The following is a 21264-nucleotide window of genomic DNA, read 5'->3' on the forward strand; positions in this document are numbered from 1 at the left end:
GAGAAGACCTATGATTTTTGACAAAGATGATTTTAAAGCATACGATGCTGATCTCTGGAATGCTATTGCCAAAGAAGAAGAACGCCAACAAAATAACATTGAGTTGATTGCTTCGGAAAACGTAGTTTCCAAGGCTGTTATGGCAGCTCAAGGGTCTATCTTGACAAACAAATATGCCGAGGGTTACCCAGGACGCCGTTATTATGGTGGAACTGATGTAGTAGACGTGGTAGAGACTCTAGCTATTGAACGTGCAAAAGAAATTTTCGGCGCTAAATTCGCTAATGTCCAACCTCACTCAGGAAGCCAAGCCAACTGTGCGGCTTACATGGCCTTGATTGAACCAGGTGATACCGTTATGGGGATGGATTTGGCAGCAGGTGGACACTTGACTCATGGGGCTCCTGTTAGCTTCTCAGGTCAAACCTACAACTTCGTTTCATATAGTGTTGATCCTGAAACCGAACTTTTAGACTTTGACGCCATCTTGAAACAAGCTCAAGAAGTAAAACCAAAATTGATTGTAGCAGGTGCTTCAGCCTATTCTCAAATTATCGACTTTTCAAAATTCCGTGAAATTGCTGATGCTATTGGAGCTAAGCTCATGGTTGATATGGCTCATATCGCTGGCTTGGTTGCAGCTGGTCTTCACCCAAGTCCAGTGCCATACGCTCACATCACAACAACAACGACTCACAAAACCCTTCGTGGTCCACGTGGGGGTTTGATTTTGACTAATGATGAGGAACTAGCTAAGAAAATAAATTCAGCAATTTTCCCAGGTATTCAAGGCGGTCCTTTAGAGCACGTTGTTGCTGCTAAGGCTGTTGCCTTTAAAGAGGTATTGGATCCAGCATTCAAGGAATATGCAGCAAATGTTATTAAGAACAGCAAGGCTATGGCAGAAGTCTTCTTGCAAGACCCTGATTTCCGTATTATCTCTGGTGGTACTGAAAATCACCTCTTTCTAGTTGATGTAACTAAGGTTGTAGAAAACGGAAAAGTTGCTCAAAACTTGCTAGATGAGGTCAATATTACCCTAAATAAAAACTCAATTCCATACGAAACTTTGTCACCATTTAAGACAAGTGGTATTCGTATCGGTGCAGCAGCAACAACTGCACGTGGTTTTGGTGAAGAAGAAAGTCGTAAAGTGGCTGAACTTATCATTAAAACTCTTAAGAATGCAGAAAATGAAGCTATTTTAGATGAAGTAAGAAGCGATGTCAAAGCCTTGACAGATGCCTTCCCATTATACGAGGACTAAAATTTTTATGGACATTTATATTAAGAAAGCTATTATCCATCAGTTCAGCCCGGATGACACAGAGTTGTTTCTAGCGGATAAATTTCTCAATATCACTCCAAAAATCGAGGAATACCTACGCAAGAAAATCGAACGTGTGTATTCAGATGAAGCTAAGACTGGGATTTTCGAAGAAGAAAATCCCTTCTTCAATCACATCACAGACGATTTGTTGGAGACATCGGTGACGCTGGCTAATCTCTGGAAAGAGGAATTCAGCATTTCTGAAAATCTTAAGACCAATGACTTGATTTTTGTGCAGTTTTCTAAAGAAGGAGTGGAACATTTTGCTTTCTTGCGAATTGCCCTGCGTGAGACCTTAACCCATCTGGGTGGAGAGGTTGATAATCCAATCAAGCTGACTCAGAATAACCTGCCTGGATTTGGTACAGGGGCTGACGAGGCCTTGGTGGTCAATCTTCAAAGCCGAAAATATCACCTGATTGAGAAACGAATCAAGTATAACGGAACTTTTTTGAACTATTTTTCTGAGAATCTGATTCAGGCTCAGCCCAAAATTTCACCTAAGAAGTCAATCAAGGAACTGGAAAAAACGGCTCAGAGAATTGCTGAAACATTTAATACAGATGATTTTCAATTTCAATCTAAGGTCAAGTCTGCTATTTTTAACAATCTTGAAGAAAGCAATGAATTGTCTCCAGAAAAATTGGCAAATGACCTTTTTGATAACAATCTCACTGCACGTCTTAGCTTTATTGACCAAGTCAAGGAAGCAGTGCCAGAGCCAGTTCAATTTGATGAAATCGATGCCAGTCGCCAATTAAAGAAATTTGAAAACCAAAAACTTTCTCTGTCAAATGGGATCGAATTAATAGTACCCAATAATATTTACCAAGATGCTGAGTCGGTCGAATTTATCCAAAATGACAATGGAACCTACTCTATCTTAATCAAAAACATCGAGGATATACAAAGCAAATAATGTTTAAATTTATAAGAAGGGTCTTGGTGCTTGTTCTTATCTTATTTACTGGTTATAAACTTTTTCATATGTATCAGGATGTGAAGCAGGTCATGACCTATCAATCCTTGGTACGAGAAGTTTTAAGTGAGCAAGATACGCCAGCAAATGAAGAACTAGTCTTGGCCATGATTTATACCGAAACCAAAGGTAAAGAAAGTGACGTGATGCAGTCCAGTGAGTCTGCTAGCGGTACGACAAATACAATCTCTGACAATAGGAGTAGTATTCGTCAGGGAATTCAAACCTTGACAGAGAATCTTTATTTAGCTCAAGAAAAGGGTGTAGATGTTTGGACTGCTGTACAGGCCTATAACTTTGGACCTGCTTATATTGATTTTATCGCCCAAAATGGGAAAGAAAATACCCTTGCCCTAGCTAAACAATACTCAAGAGATACCGTTGCTCCGATTTTAGGAAATACAACTGGAAAAACCTATCGATATGTCAATCCAATTTCCATCTTTCAAGGTGGAGAACTTTATGTAGATGGAGGGAACTATTATTACTCTAGACAGGTTCAACTAAATCTCTATATTATTAAATTTTTTAATCTATTTTAAGCACTTAGAAAATTCTAGGTGTTTTTATAAGCTTTCTTTAAGGCTAATAGACTATCCTAGATAGGAAAAGGAGGAACGTCTCATGCGAAAGAAATTCTTTCTGACTAGTGCTGCAGTTCTTTTAGCAGTTGCAACTTTGCAAAGCGCTCAAGCAGCCACTGATGTTCAAAAAGTAATTGATGAAACTTATGTTCAACCTGAGTACGTCTTGGGTTCTTCTCTCACTGAAGATCAAAAAAATCAAACATTAAAAAAACTCGGCTATAGCGCCTCTACAGATACCAAAGAATTGAAGACTATGACGCCAGATGTCTACTCAAAGATTATGAACGTCGCTAATGACTCTAGTCTCCAGCTCTATTCGTCTGCAAAAATTCAAAAATTAGGTGAAAAATCTCCACTTGAAGTGAAGATTGAAACCCCTGAAAATATCACTAAAGTGACCCAAGACATGTACCGTAATGCGGCCGTTACCTTGGGTGTGGAGCATGCGCGCATCACCGTAGCTGCACCAATCCCTGTAACAGGTGAAAGTGCCCTAGCAGGTATTTACTATTCGCTAGAAGCTAATGGTGTTCAACTTCCTCAAGAAAATAAAGACCTAGCTCAGGAAGAGCTAAAAGCCTTGTCAGACATTAACGATGAAAACAAGGACAAATCAGGCTATGATGCCAATAAACTCAATGTAGCCCTTGCCGATATCAAATCTGCTATCGCTAAAGCTAAAGAGTCTAAGGGTGAGCTTACTGAAGATGATGTTCGTAAGATTGTTGAAGATACGTTGAAAAATTATAAGTTGGATCAGGTTATAACAGGAAATCAGATTAATATCATCATCAACTTTGCCTTCAATCTTTCCAAGAGTGATATTCTCAATAACGAAGATTTCACAAAGACTCTAAAGGATCTGAAACAAAGTATCGTCGCGCAAGCAGGAGATAGTTTTAGCAATATAGACCTTAACTTTGATGCTAATAAAGCTATTCAAGACGGTGGCAATATCCTCAGTGCTATTTGGCAAGCAATTGTAAACTTTTTCAAGAGTTTTGGTGCTTAGGGTAATTCATGGTATAATAGATGGTAACAGAACAGTTGCCGTCTTTTTTTGTCGGCTGATAGAAAGTGAAAATTATGTTAAAGAAAAATGATATTGTAGAAGTAGAGATTGTCGATTTGACACATGAAGGAGCAGGTGTTGCCAAGGTAGATGGCTTGGTCTTTTTTGTAGAGAATGCTCTACCGACTGAGAAAATCCTCATGCGTGTCCTTAAAGTCAACAAGAAAATTGGCTTTGGTAAGGTTGAGGAATACCTTGCGCAATCTCCACATCGTAATCAAGACTTAGATTTGGCTTACTTGCGTTCTGGAATCGCCGACCTAGGTCATCTAGCTTATCCAGAGCAACTTAAGTTTAAAACTAAACAAGTAAAAGACAGTCTTTATAAGATTGCTGGAATTTCAGATGTAGAGGTTGCTGATACTCTTGGTATGGAAAATCCTATCAAGTATCGTAACAAGGCTCAGGTACCTGTTCGTCGTGTTAATGGTGTTCTAGAAACTGGTTTCTTCCGTAAGAATTCTCATGACCTTATGCCATTGGAAGATTTTTACATTCAGGATCCAGTTATTGACCAGGTTATTGTGGCTTTACGAGATTTGCTTCGCCGCTATGATTTGAAGCCTTATGATGAAAAAGAACAATCTGGCTTGATTCGCAATCTTGTAGTCCGTCGTGGTCATCATTCAGGACAAATCATGGTCATTTTGGTAACAACTCGTCCTAAAGTTTTCCGAGTAGAACAATTGATTGAACAACTAATCAAGCAATTTACAGAAATTGTGTCTGTTATGCAGAATATCAATGACCAAAATACCAATGCCATTTTCGGGAAAGAATGGCGTACGCTTTATGGTCAAGATTACATTACTGATCAAATGTTGGGCAATGATTTCCAAATCTCTGGACCAGCATTTTACCAGGTCAATACCGAAATGGCAGAGAAACTTTATCAAACGGCTATTGATTTTGCAGAGTTGAAGTCGGATGATGTGGTTATTGATGCCTACTCAGGCATTGGGACTATTGGCTTATCTGTCGCTAAGCATGTCAAGGAAGTCTATGGAGTAGAGGTTATTTCAGAAGCAGTAGAAAATAGCCAGAAGAATGCTTTATTAAACAATATCACCAATGCCCACTATGTCTGCGATACAGCTGAAAATGCCATGAAGAATTGGTTCAAGGAAGGCATCCAACCAACTGCCATCCTAGTCGACCCACCACGCAAGGGCTTGACCGAAAGCTTTATCAAAGCCAGCGCCCAAACAGGAGCAGACCGTATCGCCTATATCTCCTGTAATGTGGCTACTATGGCACGTGATATCAAACTCTATCAAGAGTTGGGCTATAAATTGAAGAAAGTCCAGCCGGTTGATTTATTTCCGCAGACGCATCATGTTGAGGCAGTATCACTGCTTGTACGAGCTGAGGCATCAGCGAAGTAGAAAAAGATGATCTGTCCATGGGATAGCTGTCGTAGAGTAAGGAGTTTACGACGAAACGATACGGTAACAGCGAACCGCTGAGTGTGTGAGTTTGTTGGTAAAACGCAGTTAATCCTCAAAAGGTTCACCCAAACCTTTTGAGTCCCACAAACGCATTATGTCGAAGTGGTATCACTGCTTGTATGAGCTGAGGCATTAGCGAAGTAGAAGTAGTATAGTAGTTTATATTCTTACAGGAAATCAAGCAATTTTATAGTAAGTTTTACAATCTGACAGGAGTCAAAAACTTTTTAGAATATTATTTCAGTTAACGATTAAAATTTTTAGTTCAGAAAATAAAATAGTTTTTAATGTGCTAATTATGTGTTAGTTATTGGACAGAATAATTAGCACATAGAAAGGGAAAATTTGACAGATGGACTAAGATAAAATTGTCAGTAACTGTGACCGAATGGTTAAGGTCTTTTTGGGTTTTAGTGGTATAATAAACAATATGAATAAGCTGTTTTGGAAGGACGAAATGACTGATAGTAATAAAGTGAAGAAAGTTGAAAAAGACTCTATAAAAATTGCCTTAGACAGCTCAACAAACCTCTCTGAGAAGATAAAATTGGGACAAAATACTGCAGCTATTTCTGTTTTGGCTGATACCTTTAGTAACTTTCAAGCAACTGTAAATGCTAACATTATTTCAGAATTAATTGCAACTTCAAATGTATTAAGTTCAGCTAAATTAGTGAATATTGCTAATTTGACGACTCCTTTAGTAAGTCTGCCTTCATTAATTCAAGTGGACAAAAACGCTATTAATGTCATGTCAGAAGTGATTGCTTCGTACAATAAAACGTTATCAAGCACACACTTGCAAGCAATTCAAAACATTGCAGATTCTGCAAAAAATTTAATTGCTAGCTATCAAATTGATTATTCAAAGATTTTTAGTGGCATCAATGAACTTTTAAAATCACTGCCTTCGATTTACACACAAGAAGAAATCGAGCAGATTATATCTCGAGTTCAACTGCTAGCAGAAAATGGATGGGTTATTTATTTTCGTGACAGAAATGTTTATCAGCGTATACTTGCTGAGGAATGGAATACCTTGGAGGACGAATGGATTAAGTTGCTTAGGGATAAACTAAAAAATGAGAAATTTATTATTTCCTTACAAAATTCGCCGTGTTACTCGGCTCCCCTAGTAAAATCAATGGTTGACTGCTACTTTAATAAAAACTTTTATGCAGCATACACTCTTGGGAGTTTGGCAATTGATGGTGCGCTAAATAGAATTTCAGAATTGACTTCATTAGAGAAAAAAATACCAGTAGGTCACCGAGCGATTAAAGAAATTGATAATATATTTATTGATAAGTCGTTTAGCGATGTAGGACTGATGCACTGGCTGTATCGTTTCTTCAAAGATACAAATAGGTTTACACTTGATGAACCAAATCGACATATGATTGGACATGGTAGGTGGGAGAAAGAAATAGAAGAACAAGAGTTTTTGAAGCTACTTAATGCAATGTTGTATATTTGTGATGAGTATGATTATTGGGAAGAAGTTGTTTGTTATGAACAAGACAACTGAGTTTTTTTTGAGGTTAAACGCTTATGGATGAAATATATCCTTTTATTCAGGAGATAATTAATTGTGAAACGACCATACAGAAAATGGAAGTTTTCAATAGATGGAACCTTCATAAGTGTAGAGTTTTTCTATTTGATGAAGAAAAGTCAAATTTTGGTAATATAGGCAAATCATTTAGCTATGGAAAGTTTAATCTGATTGGTTTGGGAGATTACCAAAAAATTTGGGTTATTGATAAAAATACTGTGAATGCTAAGGATAATTTCTTACCCGTTGCTAGAATTGTCAATTACGACCTAAACATTTTTACTTACATACATGATTTATATAGAGGAAGAAATATCCTAGATAAGGAGAATTTAATTAGATTTTTACACGAGATTAAATCGTTGCGTCTAACAAATAATATTTCAACTGCTTTAATGGAAAGATATACCACCCCAATAAATCGTGAATTATTAGCTAAAATGATTGAAAGTTATGTTTATTTTGATAGCATTAATTTTGAAGTATTTCAATCTAATGTGCCTCAGACTCTAAAACCAGATAAATATATTTGGATGAAAGAAATCTGGGAAGATGCAGAATACTACCTAAGTAATGATGAGGTGATACAACATTATGAGGCAGTGTGTTGCTATATATTGAAAGCATTCATTTTGAAAAATACAAAAAATCTTTCTACAAAAGCTAAAGTGGCTGAGTTTAAACGCTATTGTATTGAGGATTTATGCGTATTTTTAGAATTGGAAATGACTTTATTAATACTTTTTTTGAAAAATGATAGTGCGGTTCAAGAAATATTTAAAAAGTTGCAGTTAAAGGCTGATAAGTTAATTGATAAAATACATAATACAGCATGGGATATTTTTCATATAAGACTATTGGAGCAAAGTACTTTATTAAATTGTATTGAAAACCCAGATGTGATTTATCTCCACTATTTTGCAACTGCGGATTCTGGGTTGGCCGAGGTATTACGAGCCAATCCTATTAAAATGCTGGTTTATTATAATAAAATAATTATACCTATACGTCGATATGATGCAAAAGATTTTTTCACTCAAGATGAGTTAGATTCTTATACTACTGAAGAAAAAATTAGATTACGTGCAGAGAAAGTTCAGGGGCTTGATTTCTGTTCTATAAAGCAGAGATTGAGCAGTGAGTTAGGGAATTTACTTACTAAATAAATTTTAATAGTTCCATTCCATAGTATAACTCCAACAGGGAAATATATGGCATTAGATAAATTAGAGAGTATCTGTATATCGCTGAACGGTACTCCTATCCTAACGATGTACTTGAATTTATTAAGGAGGAAAAATAGGGAATGAAAGATACAGAACTAAAACAATTAAAAGATAAACTATGGCATTCTGCCGATGTTCTTCGTGCAAGTGCGCATTTAGCTGCGAATAAATATGGTCAGCCTATTCTCGGGCTTATCTTCCTTAGATATGCAGATATTTTATATAAACAACATAAGGAAGATATTGAGGAAGAGTATAATCGTCTTAAAGGTGGACGTATGGAAAAATCCATGAAAGAAATCTCAATAGAAAAATGCGGATTCTATCTTCCAGGATGTGCTTATTATGACTTTATCAATGACGCACCGGACGATGCAAACAAAGCTATCATCGTAAAGGAAGCTATGGAAGCTATTGAAGATGAAAACCCTAGAATGGAAGGAGTTCTTCCTAAAGAAGTATACGCACAGCTTGTTCCGGATGAGGAACCAGAGCTTCTCTCTAACATCGTGCGTATTTTCAAGGATATTCCTGAAAATAGCACTATTGATATCTTTGGTGAAATTTATGAATACTTTTTAGGAAAATTCGCACTTGCGGAAGGTAAGGATGGAGGAACATTCTACACTCCTGCAACTGTTGTAAGATATATGGTTGAAGTATTAGATCCTCAGCCCGGTGAAAAGAAGTTCCTAGATCCAGCATGTGGTTCAGGAGGGATGTTTGTTCAGGCAGCAAGGTACATGCATAATCACAATGCCAGCGAGAGTGAACAGATGAAATTCCGTTGCTATGGTGTGGAAAAGGAACCAGACACCGTTAAACTGGCAAAGATGAACCTTCTTCTGAATAATATTCGTGGAGATATTACACAAGCTAACTCATTTTATTCTGATCCATATAATGCATTTGGACAGTTTGACTATGTAATGGCAAATCCACCCTTTAATGTTGATGAGGTTGTGGTTGAGAAAGTTTCTGACGATATCCGTTTCAATACGTATGGCGTACCAAGAAATAAGACAAAATCGACAAAGAAAAAATCAGATAAAAAAGAAACAGTACCAAACGCTAACTACTTGTGGATTGGCTACTTTGCCACTGCGTTAAATGAGCATGGTAAGGCAGCTCTTGTTATGGCTAATTCCGCTTCGGATGCTTCTGGTTCAGAATATGAAATCAGAAAGAGAATGATTGAAGAAGGTATTATTTCACAAATGGTGACTCTTCCTTCAAATATGTTCTCATCTGTTACACTTCCGGCAACTCTTTGGTTCTTCGATAAACAGAAGCCAAACACTGATAAGAAAAATGAAATCTTATTTATCGATGCCAGAAATATATTTACTCAGATTGACCGTGCTCATAGAAAGTTCTCAGATGAGCAGATTAAGAACCTTGGCATAATAACAAAACTATATCAAGGTGATACACAAGCTCTTGTTGACTTGCTTGATGAATATAAAACAGAACTTGCAAATGCTCCAGAATCTTCTGATGATAAAGAAGTCCTAACTAAAGATTACTGGCAATCACAGATTGATTGGTTAACGGAAAGATTCCCAGATGGTGTATATGCTGATGTTATCGGCCTTTGTAAAGTTGCACCTATGAATGGTGAAGACGGAATCATTGAACAGGACTACTCCCTCAATGCAGGTCGTTATGTAGGTGTAGTGATAGAAGATGATGGATTAACCGAGGAAGAGTTTAAGGAAGAAATGTTATCCTTGAATGCCGAGTTCACTTCATTAAGTGCTGAGGCAAAGAAACTTGAAGAGCTCATCGCAAATAATCTGAAAGAATTGTTGGGTGAGTGATATGGGGAAATATTTACAAATTAAGGAAATTGGAAAGGTAATAACCGGGAAGACTCCATCAACTGAAGATGCTAGTAATTTTGATGGTAAATATCCTTTTATTACACCGTCTGATATAAAATCATTTGATGAAAAATATTTATTAGAAACCGAAAGGACGCTGTCAGAAAAAGGGATTAAAAAGCTAAAAAATAATATATTACCTAAAGAAGCGATTTGCTTTGTTTGCATTGGGTCTACTATCGGTAAAATGTGTTTAACAAATACGATAGCATATTCCAATCAGCAGATTAATTCACTGATTGTAAACAATAACTTTGATGCGCACTATATGTTCTATTTTTTAAGATATATTAAAAGTTATTTTCAACAGTTAGGAGCAGGTACTGGATCAGGAAAGGGAATTGTCAATAAAACCACATTTGAAAATTCTAAGGTAAAAGTAGAAACTAATAAAAATATACAAGTTAAAATTGCTGATATTCTCTCAACCTATGACAATCTTATCGAAAATAATAACAAGCGTATCAAGTTGTTGGAGCAAATGGCTGAGAATCTTTATAAAGAATGGTTTGTGAGATTTCGCTTTCCGGGATATGAAAATACAAAATTTGTAGATGGTATTCCTTCGGATTGGCAGATATTAAGAATGAGTGACTTCTGCTATGTTACTGACGGAACTCATGATAGCCCAAAACCTATAAACGATGGTGGTGTTCCATTGGTAACAGGAAAATGTATCAAGAACGGATTCATCGATTTTAATGAACCATATAATATTAGTTATCAAGATCATGAATCCATCTCCAAAAGAAGTGGTTTGCAGACAGGGGATATTCTTTTCAGTAATATTGGAACTGTCGGTACTACATGTCTTGTAAATTATGATAGAGAATTCAGTGTAAAAAATGTCATTATTTTCAAACCTGGTAATATAAAGGTTTCAAATTATTTATATTCGTGGCTGAATTCTGATTCAATTCAAGCGATATTTGCAACACAAACCAATGGAGCATCGCAACAATTTGTGGGCTTGAATTTTATGAGAAGGTTCAAAATTTTAGTTCCAAGCGAGAATGTATTAGATTTATATTCAGGCCGAATCAAACCTATACGATCTGAGATAGTTAAATTGCATGATATTAATGAGAATTTGACTAAGCAGAGAGATATGCTTTTGCCACGCTTAATGAGCGGAAAAATTGAAGTGTAAGGAGGTGTTCCTATGCGTAATTTTATATCTGAAGATGATATAGAACAGGCTATACTTGCAAAATTAAAAACGGAACCATTTAACTATGATATCCTCATTTGTGATGCTGATTTGAGTAAGCAAGATGATTTGAATGATGGTACAGGAAGAGCTTCTAAGAAAGAATGTGTTCTTCCTGATGTTATGCTGTCTTCTTTGAAACGCATTAATCCTACTATCTCTGAAGATAAAATCAAGGAAATAGTAAAAAACTTAAGGCAGGATTACACAGGTACAGATATTGTTGATACTAACTATAAAATATACAGGCAAATCCGCAATAATATAAAAATCACAGTTCGCAAAGACGACAAAGAAGACTTTGATTTTGTAAAGCTAATTGATTTTGAGCATCCGGAGAACAATACTTTTACAGCAGTTTCTCAGATGTGGATTCAAGGAAAGGCCTATTATCGCAGACCGGATATCCTTATCTTCATCAATGGAATGCCTCTTGTGTTCATTGAACTGAAGAATAGCATCGTTAAAATTGAAGAAGCCTATAATAATAATTTAAAGGATTATTTACGAGATATTCCAAATCTATTTGCATTCAATCAAATTTGTGTTCTCTCAAATGGATTAGAAACAAAGCTTGGTGCCTTCAATGCGACCTATGACTACTTTTTTGAATGGCTTAAAGTTGATAGTGAAAAAGAAGTACTGGATCGAGAAGCTATTCACTTAGCTGAAAATGTAAAAGATAGTTCTGTAAGATATTTTGTTGATGGTTTATTAAACAAGGATAAATTGATTGATTATATCGAAAATTTTATTCTCTTTGAGAATCAACAAATAAAAATTATCGCTAAAAACCATCAGTATTTGGGCGTAAATAATCTGATGGAATCAGTAAAAAACAGAAAAGAATTAAATGGTAAACTGGGTGTCTTCTGGCATACACAAGGTTCGGGTAAGTCCTACTCTATGGTTATGTTTGCCCGTAAGGTTAAACGCAAAGTGGCTGGTAATTTTTCATTTCTTATTATCACAGACCGTGAAGATTTGGATACGCAGATTCATAAGAATTTTGTACGCACAGAAGTTATTGGTTCTAAAGAAGAGTGTCAACCCAAAAACAGCAAGCAGCTGCGAGAATTTTTAACTACTAACAAAGCATTTATTTTCACACTAATTCATAAGTTCAGATACGACAAGACGAAGAAATATCCTGTTCTTTCTACACGTGATGACATCATTGTTCTAGTTGATGAGGCACATAGAACACAGTACAAAGATTTAGCAGAAAATATGAGAACAGCACTACCTAATGCTAATTTTGTTGCGTTTACAGGGACACCACTTCTCGGAGCTAAGCGTCTTACTAATCAATGGTTCGGAGAGTATGTGTCAGAGTATAACTTTGCACAATCTGTCGAGGATGGTTCTACTGTACCATTGTTCTATTCCAGACGAGTTCCGGAAGTAGGTCTTGAAAATAATTTCCTTGATGATGATGTTGTAGATATTATCGAAGAAGAAAATCTTAACGACGACGAGATCCGTCTGTTAGAAAATGCATCCTCTCGTATTTTAGAAGTTATTAAGCGTGATGACAGACTGGATAAGGTTGCGCAGGATATTGCCTACCACTTTCCAAGACGAGGATTTCTTGGAAAAGGATTGGTTGTATCAGTTGACAAATACACAGCTGTTAAGATGTATGACAAGGTTCAGCATTACTGGGCTATTGAAAAACAGAATATTACGAAACAGCGAAATTCTGCCACTACAAAGGAAGAACGTGATCAGCTCACAAATATTCTTGCTTATATGAATAAGGTGGAAATGGCAGTGGTTATTTCTGAAGAGAATGATGAAGAAGCTAAGTTTGCTAAACAAGGGTTGAGAATATCGGAGCATCGTGCAAAGATGAAAGAAATCACATCTGATGGTAGAGATATCGAGGATAGGTTCAAGAGTCCAGATGATCCTTTGCAATTAGTATTTGTGTGTGCTATGTGGCTAACAGGATTTGATGTGAAAAACCTTTCTACGCTCTATCTTGACAAGCCGATGAAGGGACACACGTTGATGCAAGCCATAGCTCGTGCCAACAGAGTTTATCCTGGAAAACCTGCTGGAATTATTGTTGATTATGTGAATGTTTTTAAATATATGAAGAAAGCATTAACAGAATATGCCACGGGTAATGACGGAACAGAATTTCCTGCAAAAGATATAGAACAGCTAATCGGATACATTGATGGTACAATTCATGAGGCAGATTCTTTCTTGCTTTCTTTAGGTGTTTCATTAGAGAAAATCATTGCAGATTCCAATACTCTGGATAAACTGGATGCTTTAAGAAGAGCTTATGACGCTATTATTGCTAAAGATGATGCTAAAGAGAAATTCAAGGTTATACTGAACACCTTAACGAATCTCTACGAAGCATCAAAACCAGAAATCTTTGAAAGAAATTGGACTAATGATAAATTTGCACCACTCGTTTATTTATACGGATTGTTTTATCATACTATTGATGATGAGAAAGTAAATCGTGCCAGACAGAAAATGAATCAAATTTTGGACGGTAGTGTAATTGCAAGTCAGGATTTCGTTAATTATGTTCGGGACAAAGAAGCTCAGTACATGATTAAAGGGACAAAGGCCATAGATTTATCTAAAGTAGATATTGAACAGTTAAGACAAGAAATAAAATTGGCTGAGTATAAAGCCATTGAAATTGATGACTTGAAGGAATATATAGAGCAAGCACTAGAACAAATGCTAAAGAGAAATTGCACTAGAACGAAATTCTCCGAACGATTCAAACGCATTATTGATTCCTATAATGCAGGCGGTACTGAAAATGAAGATTATTACGAACAGCTTGTTAAACTTCTTGAAGAGATGCGTCAAGAGGACAATCGTGCAAATATGGAAGGTCTTACGGAAGAAGAACTGGAAATTTACGATTTGTTGATTGCTGGAAAGAAATTGACACAGGTTGAGGAGCAAAAAGTAAAACTGTCTGCAAAAAATCTGTTTAAGAAATTGATGGATAATCGTAGTAATCTTCTTGTGGTAGATTGGTACAAAGATGAACAGCCGCGTGCCAAACTTAAATATGAAGTTGAATTATCATTAAATCAGGATCTTCCTGAAAGTTATGATAAAGCAGCATTTGATTCTAAGGTATCCTTACTCATCAATCATTTTGTCGACATGGCAGTACAAGGGTATGGATGGATTGGTCTTGCATAGGGTTATATTGAAAGTAATCATTAAATTATTTTTCTAATTATTTTTATAAAGACCATCCTACTTAAAAATTTAAGTAGGGTAGCTATGTTGGCGATAAATAGCTTTCGATCAATATCGTTGATATTACAGAAGTTCTGGGTGTCGCTAATATTGGGGCACTCAGATTTTTTTGTAACTACCTATGTTTGGAAAAGGTATTTAGGAGTTGATAGAGAATAGCTTTTTATTATTTGTAGTACAATTCAATAAAGTGATACAATATTGGTAGAGAAAATGGGAGAGATTATCAATGCTTATATTGGAATTGTATCAAAATCATTATTCAAAAGATTTAGTCGTGTTTGACTCTTTAGAAGATGGAAAAGCCTTTGTAGCTCAAATTCCTGGATATACTTTAGAAACAGAAGATGGGTTTCAAGTGGAGTATGTGAACCCCAAACACTTGCCGGATTATATGGAAATTGTCTTTAACGGAAATATTGTCCCTTTATCTAGATTTTCGTTTAATTTTGAGGAAAATGTGGACATTATTTGGAAAGAAATTTCGAATCTATCCGAACCAAACGATAAAGTGATTGAAGGAGCTACAAAAGTCGATGCTTATGTCATTAACAACGATGAAGTGAAAGCCTATGTAGAAGTCAGAGAAGCAAATTATCACAAGGTAAAAGATTTCTTAGAGCGCAATGGGTATGAAGTTGACAGAAGCTTTTTCGGAAGTGAAGACGGCGAAGCGATTGTCTATAGAAAAAAAGGCGCCGAAGATTGGCACTTCTTGTGTCACTTAGACCCATCGTTTGTAGAGATTGAAGATGTAGAAGGATATGTGAAAGAAGCCATGGAAGATATGCAATAGTTACTCAAAGTTCGTTTTAAGTTTGTAGGATTGCTAGTTAAAGCAATTTGATATAGTGTTCAAAATAATCAATAAAAAAATGTAGTATTTTAGCAAATATAATATGGAGGTTTAAGATGCCAACTACAATAGAAGTTAATAAACAGAGTGTTGAGGCACTACTTGGTAGTGGAAGAACAAAACCATTTGTTATTCCAGAATATCAGCGTCCTTATGCTTGGACGGATGAACAGGTTGAAACACTGTTTGAAGATTTATGGGAATTTACCGTCAGTAATGGTGGTACTGAACGCGAAGGTTCGTATTTTCTTGGAAGTATCGTTTCGTATGAAAATGATAATGGTGAACAGGAAATTATTGATGGTCAGCAACGTATTACCTCTCTGTTTTTATTGTTAAGAGCGATTTACACAAAGCTATTTAATTCTCCATTATCAGAACGAACTCCAGAAGCAAACAATTTTATTGGTAAGATTGAACCTTCAATCTGGCGAACTAATAAACTGACTGGAACAGTTGATTATAAGACTACTCTTCTAACATCACGTGTTGTTAATAATGAAGGTAATGAAATTCTTCGTAAAATTCTCGAAACTGGAAGAGCAAATAAAGATTCTAAAGATAATTATTCTAGAAATTATATTCATTTTCAGGAGTTACTTGATAAACATTCAAGTGAGAATCCCTTAATGATTTATCAGTTCATTTATTCCCTATTAAATCAAGCTATTCTTTTACCAATAACTGCCGATACCCAAGATACAGCATTGACTATTTTCTCTACTTTAAATGACAGAGGTTTACCGCTATCTGATGCTGATATATTTAAAGCTAAGATTTATAACCATCTTGAGGGAAAAGATAAGGAAACATTTATTGAACGCTGGAAAGAGCTTGATGAACAAGCTACAGCAGCTAATGAAAGTATCCAACAATTATTTTATTACTATATGTTCTATCTTAGGGCTTTGGAAAAAGATACTAAAAGTACTACACCTGGTGTCAGAAAATACTATTCGAGTAACAAATTTGAACGCCTTTATCAATCTGAATTATTAGATAATTTATTCGTAATGATCGAATTATGGAAAGTAATTAATAAAGGTGAAGTGCTGGAAGATGAGAGTTGGTCATCAAATATAAAGATAAAACAAACATTAGATACACTTACTTCATATCCTAATGAGTTCTGGAAATATCCGGTGATTATATATTATATTTGTTATCGTAAGGATAAAAACTTTGAGGATAAATTTGCAAGATTCTTAAACAAATTACTCGCTGAACTAATGACAAAATACATTCTTATTCCAACTATCAATGCTGTTAAGGGTGATATTTTGAAATTAAATTCAGCAATTGTTGTATCAGATATTCCTAAATTTGATTTCAAAGAACTAGACCAAGCTCAACTTGAAGCAGGAATCCAAAATCCTCACCGTAATGTGGTGAGAATGTTGCTTAAAACACTTGCTTATAAACATCAGGATTCATTATTACCAAGTAAATGGGAAATCGAGCATATCTTCCCTCAAAAATGGCAAACTAACTATTTTATCGATGAATCAGATCATAAAATCCGAGAGAAAATCGAGCATATAGGCAATAAATTACCATTTGAAAAGAAGTTAAATATTATAGCAGGAAATGGTTACTTTGCTAAAAAGAAAAAAGAATATGCAGCTTCAAAAATCGAAATCACAAAAGTTATGGGACTTTCTGAAATTCAAGAGTGGAATTTAGAGTCAATTTCGAAAAGAGATATCAGGATTTCAGATTCTATTATTGCAATTCTTAAAAAATGGAACAAAGAGTATTCGGTTATTACAAAAGAAATTGTTTCCAATAAACCTTCAGATGAGGATTTAGCTCGTATTGCTGAATTTAAGGAAAAAGGATGGATTTAACGGTAAATCAATAACAAGTAGCTGTGCGTTTTTCAAACTACTTTAGATTTTTATAGAGAGAAAGCGTATGAGATGAGAAAATAGTGGAGGGAGAGATTTAATGCTAGAGTGGAAATCTGTACCAGAAGATGAATATGAAGCTAGTGCAGCTTTTAGTGAAAATAGTCATGACGAGATTTCTACGATAACTTTGAAGGGAAAGAAACATCTGATTCGATTGAAATTTCCCTTCTGTCATTTTTACCAAATCACAGATAGAAACTTATTTGATGCTCTTCATCAGATTCCTAGTTCGTCAGATCTTGAATCGCCTATTTGTAAGCTAGAGACTAGTAGCCTGATTACAGAAGTGATTCATAGGGCGGGTGGAGTTTTGGCTGAAGAAGACTTGGTTCATTTTCGTATTTGTGCTAAGAATCTAGTTTTTGACTTAGTTCTCTATAAAAATCAAGAGAGTGATATAAGGATAGAAGAGGTTTGTTAAAAATGAAGTGGGTTCATATTGGTGAGGAAATAGAGTATGATTGGTATGAATTACGGTGTCAACTTTCTCAAGAAAATCACCTACAAATTTTTCTTGAGGGCTTAAAGAATCAAAAGCTGAATTACTGTATTGATTTTGGTAAGATTCTTTTTTGCAGATTTATTGATGAGGGATGGGACCTGAATTTACTAGAAGAAGATTTACTCAGCGGACCAGAATTTCCCAATTTATCAGATGGGATTTTACTTGAAATGAAAGACACTCACCTTAAAAACAGAGTTCAAAAGTTTTATTCTGACCCCATCTATCACTACCAAGTACATGGAATTAATTTTGGGATAGACGTCTTTACAGAGGCTATTCCGATTATAAAAAAACTAGACTGAAACCAAGGTAAAAGCAAACCTTTTTCAACAATAAAATAGGCTCCATAATATCTATAGGGAATTTATCCACTAGAAATATTATGGAGCCTAAATCCTTACAGCTTTATCTATAGATTTTGGTAAGTTCTTTATAAAATATCCACCCTGAGGGAATCGAACCCCCATCTCAAGAACCGGAATCTTACGTGATATCCATTACACTAAGGGTGGAAACTTTAATTATTATATCAAAAAAGAGAGCTGAACTCAAGTTTTTTCTAAACTCAGCAAAAGGAGAATAAAAAAAGGATTCAGTATTGAAACGAATCCTCTATATGATTATTTTTTCTCAAGAAGAGCTTTGATTTCTTGAAGAACTTCCAATTCAGTTGGACCAGCAGGTGCTTCTTCAACAACCTCTTCTTTTTTAGTAAGGCTTTGAGCTTTTTCCATAGCTTTAATCACAAAGAATAGAACAGTACCAACTACAAGGAAGTTGATAATAGCACTCAAGAATTTACCGTAAGTAACACCATTCCATGCAAGCTCAGCTATGTTTTGTACTTTCGCAGCTTCCAAGGCTGGGTTCAATAGGAGTGGAGTGATGATATCATTAACAAATGAAGTAACGATAGCACCAAAAGCAGAAGCGATGATCACACCGACAGCAAGGTCTACAACGTTACCGCGGAGCAAAAATTCTTTAAGATCTTTTAACATTTTCTTCTTCCTTTTGAAATTTTTACAATCTAAATTATAACTTAATCATCTGTTGAATGCAAGAAATATGCTTAGTGTTTTTTAAAAACAAAAACTTTACTGAAGATATAGTTGAGGATTATGATTGTAACTTGTGCAAAAATAGTCTCAATTGTATTGATAGTATTGAGATTATCACCTACAAACTGACCGATAATATGGGGGAAACTCGTCACAAAAATAAAGGTCAGAAGCAGGTCTAAGAGGAAGGTAATGAATCTTGCGGTCGTAAATTTTATCAGACGCTTGAACCAATGTTTTCTTTTCTGCTTAAAAACAATGGTATCATTGGTGAAAAAAGCAAACAGAATTCCAGCTATATTTCCCAGAGCAGTCGCCCATAATTCTTGTTGGAAAAAGTAAAAAATAGTGATACGAACAATGATAGAAACAAGTGTAGTTGCAACTCCAAAAAATAAGTAGGAGAGGATTTCATTGTCGAAAAATCTTTTTATGGATATTTTCATAAAAACAGTATAGCATAAAGGACATAAATGTGCTATACTTGAAAGGTTGACTTGTTCAACCCTTGGTGCTTAGCTTCTTTCACCAAGCATATTTTACGCGGGTTACTCGCTAAAGGAGAAAACATGAAAAAACTAACTATCCGTGATATGGCAGATATTGCCATTGTCGCAGCAATTTATGTGGTTTTGACAATCACACCACCCCTTAATGCTATCAGTTACGGTGCTTATCAGTTCCGTATTTCTGAAATGATGAATTTTCTTGCCTTTTACAATCCTAAGTACATTATCGGTGTTACTCTTGGCTGTATGATTGCTAATTTCTTCAGTTTTGGAATCATCGATGTCGCAGTTGGTGGAGGCTCTACGCTTGTCTTCCTAAGTTTAGGCGTATGGTTGTTTAGCAAATATAAAAAAGACTATCTTTTTAATGGATTGATTCGTAAAGATCATTTCTTCTTTTCAATTCTTTTTTCGATTTCAATGATCACCATTGCTGCTGAATTGAACATCGTAGCAGAAGCACCTTTCTTCTTAACTTGGTTTACAACTGCTATCGGAGAATTCGCTTCACTCATTGTTGGTGCTATTCTTATTGGAAAAATCGGTAAACGACTTGATTTGACCAAATAAAGATATCAGATCAAATATTATTGAAAATGGCTGAACTTTGTTCAGTTTTTTTCTTTATCCATGAACCTAGAAGCTCAACAAAAGTGGTATAATAAAGAAAAAAGGGATTATTTTAATATGTATGGTTATCGTATTTCAGTTTTTGAAGTCCTTTGGAAAAATCAGGTCATTAGATTTTTGTTAATTTTTTTAGCACTATTTTATTTCTATCTTTTTTTCCAAAGAGTTAAGACATCTTTAAAAAGTGGTGGGAGTATGTTGGATCCTTTTCATATTGCAAAGGGAAGATTATACATTCACACGATTATTCTTTTTAGAAAAAGGATTGTTCCTCTAGCTGAAATTAGACAGATTGATATTGATTACGTTCGAGGGAGAAGAATGAATGGGGACAGGTATCATCTGTACTTTACAAGGAAAGATGGAAAATCTTTTACTTTTCATTTTGGAAAAAGCAAAAGAAACGAGGAGTTATTGAAAAATCTTGCCAATGTGGCCAAGAAGTGCCATATTAAAATCTATTATTATTATTAAGAGTCGATTGCTAAAATTGGATTGTTGTCACTTGTGACAGTTGTCAAAGCTAGGAGAGTAGCTAATATGAATCAACTACAAGTAATAAGACAAGATAAACAACTAAGAATTTTATTGATGCAAGAATGCGATATTCTCTTTTATGACCAGTTGAAAGAGGTTGAATTTTCTCAGAACAATGAAGTTTATTCTCTTTCGCCCATAGCCTTTGCTAAAGACGGCAGCGGAGAAGAATATGTAATTCTTGAAGATCAGAGTATCTGCTTTATAGGGAGTGAAGGCCAAGTTGGTCGGGTAGCAGAAAGCCTTAATGACTTACTTGCCTTCTTACTTCATGCTGGATCTATCTCAGATTTTTCCTGTCGTTTGCTCTATCAAAACAAGCATTTGCTGGCACAATTCTGTAAAGGATTTATCGACAATGCACGAGAAAACTACCAGTCAAAAGGTGAAGATTGGGATAAAGTGAGAACTGGACTTGCACAAGAGTTGAAACTTGAATTTCTACCAGAGAAACTGCAAGTGTTGGCTTTCAATTTTTATCAATCAGCAACAAGGCTCCCTCTATTCACTTGTAAATATGGTCATGGTGAGTATGAATATATTTGCGATTCTGTTTTATCAGATATTGTCGACTTGTGTGTTTCAGAGCTGCTGGGGGCGACTGCAGAAGAAATTGAAGCTTTTGCTAGCGCTAAAAATATTCAAGTGTAAAAAGTAAAATTTAATTTTCACTTAAATTATTTTATGTTATAATGTTGATGATTATATTTTAAGGAG

General features: G+C 35.4%; 19 protein-coding genes, 1 tRNA gene and 1 riboswitch. Of the genes, 17 read left to right on the plus strand and 3 right to left on the minus strand.

Annotated features, from left to right (window positions below):
- Nucleotides 1-10 precede the first annotated feature (10 nt).
- The 14 genes from glyA to QM406_RS05325 all read left to right on the plus strand — a co-directional run bounded on the left by glyA (nucleotide 11) and on the right by QM406_RS05325 (nucleotide 18112).
- A complete protein-coding gene (gene glyA, locus QM406_RS05260) occupies nucleotides 11-1267 on the plus strand; it encodes a serine hydroxymethyltransferase (RefSeq protein ID WP_153225369.1) in 1257 nt (418 codons plus the stop codon).
- A gap of 7 nt (nucleotides 1268-1274) precedes the next feature.
- Entirely contained in the window at nucleotides 1275-2249 is a 975-nt protein-coding gene (locus tag QM406_RS05265; RefSeq protein WP_070460651.1) for a nucleoid-associated protein, read from the plus strand.
- On the plus strand, nucleotides 2249-2851 hold the full coding sequence (locus tag QM406_RS05270; RefSeq protein WP_414273626.1) for a lysozyme family protein: 603 nt from the start codon (nucleotides 2249-2251) through the stop codon (nucleotides 2849-2851). The genes QM406_RS05265 and QM406_RS05270 overlap by 1 nt, the downstream gene beginning before the upstream one ends.
- A gap of 82 nt (nucleotides 2852-2933) precedes the next feature.
- On the plus strand, nucleotides 2934-3908 hold the full coding sequence (locus QM406_RS05275) for a DUF1002 domain-containing protein (RefSeq protein WP_414273627.1): 975 nt from the start codon (nucleotides 2934-2936) through the stop codon (nucleotides 3906-3908).
- A gap of 74 nt (nucleotides 3909-3982) precedes the next feature.
- Nucleotides 3983-5353, plus strand: coding sequence for a 23S rRNA (uracil(1939)-C(5))-methyltransferase RlmD (gene rlmD / locus QM406_RS05280; RefSeq protein WP_414273628.1), 1371 nt, complete (start codon nucleotides 3983-3985; stop codon nucleotides 5351-5353).
- Nucleotides 5354-5873: 520 nt separating this feature from the next.
- On the plus strand, nucleotides 5874-6944 hold the full coding sequence (locus QM406_RS05285; RefSeq protein WP_414273629.1) for a hypothetical protein: 1071 nt from the start codon (nucleotides 5874-5876) through the stop codon (nucleotides 6942-6944).
- Between the two features lie 23 nt (nucleotides 6945-6967).
- Entirely contained in the window at nucleotides 6968-8137 is a 1170-nt protein-coding gene (locus tag QM406_RS05290; RefSeq protein WP_414273630.1) for a hypothetical protein, read from the plus strand.
- Nucleotides 8138-8277: 140 nt separating this feature from the next.
- Nucleotides 8278-10017: a type I restriction-modification system subunit M gene (locus QM406_RS05295; protein ID WP_371607812.1), complete on the plus strand. Its 1740-nt coding sequence runs from the start codon at nucleotides 8278-8280 to the stop codon at nucleotides 10015-10017.
- Nucleotide 10018: 1 nt separating this feature from the next.
- Nucleotides 10019-11230, plus strand: coding sequence for a restriction endonuclease subunit S (locus tag QM406_RS05300; protein WP_414273631.1), 1212 nt, complete (start codon nucleotides 10019-10021; stop codon nucleotides 11228-11230).
- Nucleotides 11231-11242: 12 nt separating this feature from the next.
- Nucleotides 11243-14479 carry a type I restriction endonuclease subunit R gene (locus tag QM406_RS05305; RefSeq protein WP_414273632.1) on the plus strand — a complete coding sequence of 1079 codons (3237 nt, stop codon included), beginning with the start codon at nucleotides 11243-11245 and terminating at the stop codon, nucleotides 14477-14479.
- Between the two features lie 289 nt (nucleotides 14480-14768).
- Nucleotides 14769-15335, plus strand: coding sequence for a hypothetical protein (locus QM406_RS05310; RefSeq protein WP_281334855.1), 567 nt, complete (start codon nucleotides 14769-14771; stop codon nucleotides 15333-15335).
- A gap of 116 nt (nucleotides 15336-15451) precedes the next feature.
- The gene (locus QM406_RS05315) at nucleotides 15452-17242 is read left to right on the plus strand and encodes a DUF262 domain-containing protein (protein WP_414273633.1); all 1791 of its coding nucleotides are present in this window, start codon (nucleotides 15452-15454) and stop codon (nucleotides 17240-17242) included.
- A 100-nt stretch (nucleotides 17243-17342) separates the two neighbouring features.
- Nucleotides 17343-17726, plus strand: a complete 384-nt coding sequence (locus QM406_RS05320) for a hypothetical protein (protein ID WP_414273634.1) — start codon at nucleotides 17343-17345, stop codon at nucleotides 17724-17726.
- Between the two features lie 2 nt (nucleotides 17727-17728).
- On the plus strand, nucleotides 17729-18112 hold the full coding sequence (locus QM406_RS05325) for a hypothetical protein (RefSeq protein WP_414273645.1): 384 nt from the start codon (nucleotides 17729-17731) through the stop codon (nucleotides 18110-18112).
- A 138-nt stretch (nucleotides 18113-18250) separates the two neighbouring features.
- Here the strand turns inward: QM406_RS05325 and QM406_RS05330 are convergent.
- From QM406_RS05330 to QM406_RS05340, 3 genes are all read right to left on the minus strand, one after another.
- A tRNA-Arg gene (locus QM406_RS05330) sits at nucleotides 18251-18322 on the minus strand.
- Nucleotides 18323-18430: 108 nt separating this feature from the next.
- On the minus strand, nucleotides 18431-18811 hold the full coding sequence (gene mscL, locus QM406_RS05335) for a large conductance mechanosensitive channel protein MscL (protein ID WP_075231750.1): 381 nt from the start codon (nucleotides 18809-18811) through the stop codon (nucleotides 18431-18433).
- Nucleotides 18812-18882: 71 nt separating this feature from the next.
- A complete protein-coding gene (locus tag QM406_RS05340) occupies nucleotides 18883-19317 on the minus strand; it encodes a GtrA family protein (RefSeq protein ID WP_414273635.1) in 435 nt (144 codons plus the stop codon).
- Between the two features lie 28 nt (nucleotides 19318-19345).
- Nucleotides 19346-19443, plus strand: a riboswitch (PreQ1 riboswitch).
- Here QM406_RS05340 and QM406_RS05345 point away from each other — a divergent pair.
- From QM406_RS05345 to QM406_RS05355, 3 genes are all read left to right on the plus strand, one after another.
- Nucleotides 19441-19950 carry a QueT transporter family protein gene (locus tag QM406_RS05345; protein WP_414273636.1) on the plus strand — a complete coding sequence of 170 codons (510 nt, stop codon included), beginning with the start codon at nucleotides 19441-19443 and terminating at the stop codon, nucleotides 19948-19950. Its footprint overlaps the riboswitch before it by 3 nt.
- Before the next feature lie 60 nt (nucleotides 19951-20010).
- Nucleotides 20011-20484 carry a hypothetical protein gene (locus QM406_RS05350; protein ID WP_148131272.1) on the plus strand — a complete coding sequence of 158 codons (474 nt, stop codon included), beginning with the start codon at nucleotides 20011-20013 and terminating at the stop codon, nucleotides 20482-20484.
- Between the two features lie 66 nt (nucleotides 20485-20550).
- Nucleotides 20551-21198 carry a hypothetical protein gene (locus tag QM406_RS05355; RefSeq protein WP_414273637.1) on the plus strand — a complete coding sequence of 216 codons (648 nt, stop codon included), beginning with the start codon at nucleotides 20551-20553 and terminating at the stop codon, nucleotides 21196-21198.
- Nucleotides 21199-21264: the final 66 nt, after the last annotated feature.

Source organism: Streptococcus infantis, from assembly GCF_047465035.1.
Lineage (GTDB): Bacteria > Bacillota > Bacilli > Lactobacillales > Streptococcaceae > Streptococcus > Streptococcus infantis_T.

Coding starts and splice junctions, on each gene's coding strand:
- glyA (WP_153225369.1), top strand. CDS start 11: ATGATTTTTGACAAAGATGATTTTAAAGCATACGATGCTGATCTCTGG.
- QM406_RS05265 (WP_070460651.1), top strand. CDS start 1,275: ATGGACATTTATATTAAGAAAGCTATTATCCATCAGTTCAGCCCGGAT.
- QM406_RS05270 (WP_414273626.1), top strand. CDS start 2,249: ATGTTTAAATTTATAAGAAGGGTCTTGGTGCTTGTTCTTATCTTATTT.
- QM406_RS05275 (WP_414273627.1), top strand. CDS start 2,934: ATGCGAAAGAAATTCTTTCTGACTAGTGCTGCAGTTCTTTTAGCAGTT.
- rlmD (WP_414273628.1), top strand. CDS start 3,983: ATGTTAAAGAAAAATGATATTGTAGAAGTAGAGATTGTCGATTTGACA.
- QM406_RS05285 (WP_414273629.1), top strand. CDS start 5,874: ATGACTGATAGTAATAAAGTGAAGAAAGTTGAAAAAGACTCTATAAAA.
- QM406_RS05290 (WP_414273630.1), top strand. CDS start 6,968: ATGGATGAAATATATCCTTTTATTCAGGAGATAATTAATTGTGAAACG.
- QM406_RS05295 (WP_371607812.1), top strand. CDS start 8,278: ATGAAAGATACAGAACTAAAACAATTAAAAGATAAACTATGGCATTCT.
- QM406_RS05300 (WP_414273631.1), top strand. CDS start 10,019: ATGGGGAAATATTTACAAATTAAGGAAATTGGAAAGGTAATAACCGGG.
- QM406_RS05305 (WP_414273632.1), top strand. CDS start 11,243: ATGCGTAATTTTATATCTGAAGATGATATAGAACAGGCTATACTTGCA.
- QM406_RS05310 (WP_281334855.1), top strand. CDS start 14,769: ATGCTTATATTGGAATTGTATCAAAATCATTATTCAAAAGATTTAGTC.
- QM406_RS05315 (WP_414273633.1), top strand. CDS start 15,452: ATGCCAACTACAATAGAAGTTAATAAACAGAGTGTTGAGGCACTACTT.
- QM406_RS05320 (WP_414273634.1), top strand. CDS start 17,343: ATGCTAGAGTGGAAATCTGTACCAGAAGATGAATATGAAGCTAGTGCA.
- QM406_RS05325 (WP_414273645.1), top strand. CDS start 17,729: ATGAAGTGGGTTCATATTGGTGAGGAAATAGAGTATGATTGGTATGAA.
- mscL (WP_075231750.1), bottom strand. CDS start 18,811: ATGTTAAAAGATCTTAAAGAATTTTTGCTCCGCGGTAACGTTGTAGAC.
- QM406_RS05340 (WP_414273635.1), bottom strand. CDS start 19,317: ATGAAAATATCCATAAAAAGATTTTTCGACAATGAAATCCTCTCCTAC.
- QM406_RS05345 (WP_414273636.1), top strand. CDS start 19,441: ATGAAAAAACTAACTATCCGTGATATGGCAGATATTGCCATTGTCGCA.
- QM406_RS05350 (WP_148131272.1), top strand. CDS start 20,011: ATGAACCTAGAAGCTCAACAAAAGTGGTATAATAAAGAAAAAAGGGAT.
- QM406_RS05355 (WP_414273637.1), top strand. CDS start 20,551: ATGAATCAACTACAAGTAATAAGACAAGATAAACAACTAAGAATTTTA.